This is a genomic window from Citrobacter sp. Awk 4 (assembly GCF_028069725.1).
Taxonomy (GTDB): Bacteria; Pseudomonadota; Gammaproteobacteria; order Enterobacterales; family Enterobacteriaceae; genus Citrobacter_D.
Map to the genome: position 1 here is coordinate 1 of NZ_JANEWG010000105.1, position 3,074 is coordinate 3,074.

The 3,074-nt window shown below is 48.0% G+C and carries 2 protein-coding genes and 2 pseudogenes; 2 read left to right on the forward strand and 2 right to left on the reverse strand.

Annotated elements, in window-relative coordinates; translation table 11 throughout:
* On the reverse strand, positions 1-1,189 hold a 1,189-nt coding region (locus tag NNO04_RS22195; RefSeq protein WP_271446497.1), incomplete at its 3' end, for a tyrosine-type recombinase/integrase.
* A 410-nt stretch (positions 1,190-1,599) separates the two neighbouring features.
* Positions 1,600-2,461, reverse strand: a pseudogene (locus tag NNO04_RS22200) (IS3 family transposase); the annotation flags it as partial.
* A gap of 63 nt (positions 2,462-2,524) precedes the next feature.
* Here NNO04_RS22200 and NNO04_RS22205 point away from each other — a divergent pair.
* Positions 2,525-2,716 (forward strand): annotated as a pseudogene (locus NNO04_RS22205) (cytochrome d ubiquinol oxidase subunit II); the annotation flags it as partial.
* Between the two features lie 13 nt (positions 2,717-2,729).
* Positions 2,730-2,819: a cytochrome bd-II oxidase subunit CbdX gene (cbdX, locus tag NNO04_RS22210; protein ID WP_271446498.1), complete on the forward strand. Its 90-nt coding sequence runs from the start codon at positions 2,730-2,732 to the stop codon at positions 2,817-2,819.
* The last annotated feature ends 255 nt before the right edge of the window (positions 2,820-3,074 follow it).

Consider the following 3,074-nt stretch of genomic DNA (forward strand, 5'->3'; position numbering starts at 1 on the left):
CTTTTAGTTCCTTCACTATTCGCTCAGGAACGGATTTCGAATACGTCTTGAAAGATTCAGTTTCTCCAAATGAGTGGCCCGCGAGCAAGGCAATACGAGATTCATCCACTCCGGCGGCGTTTAGCTTACTGATCACGGCATGGCGGTACGAGTGAAACACCTTGTTTTCTTGCCCTGGGAGAATATCGCGTTTAAGCCGTCCAAAGCGGTTTACGTGCCATGAGGAGCGCTTGCCGTCCTCTCTCTTGGTCACACTTGCACGGTAAAATAAAAAGCCGTTGTGCGGCTTCTGGCAGCGTTCCAGGACCATTGTTTTAATCGCACTATGGCATGGGATTAGCCTGGAAGCGTTAGCTGTCTTTCCTTCCAATACATCGAAACATAACACCCCCTCAACTTCACGGATATTGTCAGATTTCAAACTGGCTATTTCATTGATGCGCATTCCGCTATAAGCGGCTATGGCGCTTAAATCCCTTAATTCGTCCTCTCCTAACTTGTTAAACGTGCTAATGAGCTTAGTAATTTCTTCGTCCGTGAATGCCTCGTAACTCTGGCGGCTCTGCGCTGTGTTGAGTTTATGCCCTCTGAATACGTTACTTTCCAGCTGTGGGGCGTCCTGGTATCGGGAAGAGGCAAGATCGAGAATGTTTGCCATTGCAGAAAGATAGTTAGCCACTGTTTGGACTGCCTTTGTTTCTCGGAGATGATCAAGCCAGCCTGTAACGGTGGTACGGTTGATATCGTTTAGTTCCACATCCTTCTTTCGCAGGTAATTCAGAAACAGTTCTACGGCTTTCCTGGTCTTGCTTAATGTTCCAATTTTCAGGCGATCAGCGTTATGCGTGAGGTAAATCTCCAACATCTTATTCAGAGAGGGGCATTGGGAGATAATTGGCGCTGATGCTTTCGGGGCAGCTTTTGCGTACTTAGCAACGCTCTTTAGATAGCTGATTGTGTCCTGCAGGCTGTCCGGTTTTGGTGGCTCTGCAATTTGCCTGATGTGGTGAAACTCGTCTGCTATAACATCACGCTTCCTACGTGCCACACGAAGATCGGAAGTGTTCAGACTACGGACGAGAGTTTTTCTTCCACCAAATGCATTACGAAGCCATATAGGAATTGAGATCCTGACGTAATAAACTCCGTAACTATCAGAGATGATGTATTGATCCGGCTTGTATTTCATTTTCCACCCCGTTAAAGTTTAGGGGCGTTTATCATGTGCATGATGAATGCCAGATTATCAGTGTGCGTAAAAATCGTTAAATCAGGTAGTTGCGAAGGTCGTAGAAGAAGACCCGAACACAAGATTTATCGCGTGTTACACTCCTATTATCGGCACCATCAAAATCAAGCAGTTACGATGAAATTCCTTCTTTGTTTATCCCATTAATTTTTTCGTGTAACAGCATGTGTAAGTAATTTTCGTCGACGTACATCAACAATAGAACATCTGCGTATCAGGCTGGCTCAGTCTTGTCGGTTTTTCATCTTGATAAAACGATGTTCCTGATATTGATGTCAGACATTTTTTAGTGATAGGCAAGAATAGCAGCTTAGCAAGCCTGTACAGGTCGTTTTGTAGACTGTAGTGACCTGGTCGCTATGGAACATCACCCCGGCTGGTTTACCGCGAGTTTCCCACGCCATTTCCAGTGCTTTGATGGTCAGTCTGCTGTCCGGTGAGAACGACATTGCCCATCCCACCGGTTTCCTTGCGAACAGGTCGAGAACAACAGCGAGGTAAGCCCAACGCTTTCCTGTCCAGATATACGTCACGTCGCCGCACCACACCTGATTAGGCTCTGTCACTGCGAACTGTCGCTCAAGGTGATTCGGGATAGCTATGTGTTCATGACCACCACGTTTGTACCGGTGGGTGGGCTGCTGACAACTCATCAGCCCCAGCTCTTTCATGAGCCTGCCGGCAAGCCAGCGCCCCATTCTGAAGCCTCTCAGGGTTGCCATAGTCGCGATACTTCTTGCGCCGGCAGAGCCATGGCTGATGTTATGCAGCTCCATAACCTGACTGCGTAATACAGCCCGCCTGCCGTCTGGCTTTTCAGGGCGGTTTTTCCAGTATTTGTAACTGCTGCGATGAACCCCGAACACGTGGCAGAGTGTGACCACAGGATAATGCGCTCTGAGTTTCCCGATTAACGAGAACTGTTCAGGGAGTCTGACATCAAGAGCGCGGTAGCCTTTTTTAATATTTCGTTTTCCATTTCAATGCGTTGTAGTTTTTTCTTCAGCTCGCGTATTTCAATCTGTTCCGGGGTTATGGGGGAGGTTTTTGGCATTTTGCCCTGTCGTTCATCCCGCAACTGCTTTACCCATCGCGTCATGGTAGAAAGACCAACATCCATAGCACTGGCTGCAGCTGCAACGTGTGGTTCTGGTCAAGGACCAGTTGAGCGGATTCGCGTTTAAACTCTGCGCTGAAATTTCTTCTTTTCATTGGGACACCTGTGTTGTTCTGAGGTGAGCATATCACCTCTGTTCAGGTGGCCAAATTCAGTAAACCACTACACATCCGCTCTCCAGCCTGGCGGTGTGGGACAGTACTTCGAGCCAGATGACGCTCAGCATCATGCTGGTTATTGTGCTGATTTTTCTACCGATTGTTCTGCTTTATACCTTGTGGAGTTATTACAAGATGCTGGGACGAATCAATGTAGAAACGATCCATCGCCATGATTACGAACTTTACTAAGGAGGAGAGGGCGATGTGGTATCTGTTGTGGCTTGTCGGCATTGTGGTGATGTGTTCACTCTCCACGCTGGCGCTGGTCTGGCTTGAGTCCCGGCAGAAATAGTTCTGGTTGGATTGACCAGTGTTAGCCATTGTGTCGCGAGGTGAACGCGTACCGGTGTAACTCCAGTCAGAGTAAGCTGGTGAGTCTACATTGTTGGTCAACCCACCAGAACGGGTACGGGGATGCCTGCCATATGGCGTGGCATCCTGCACACAGGCGGTACGATGATCATCTCGTCGGCCGCCATAATGTTATTCCCCACACCGAATAAGTACCCACATTACGGCAGTTAATATACGCTGCAATTATTTAATT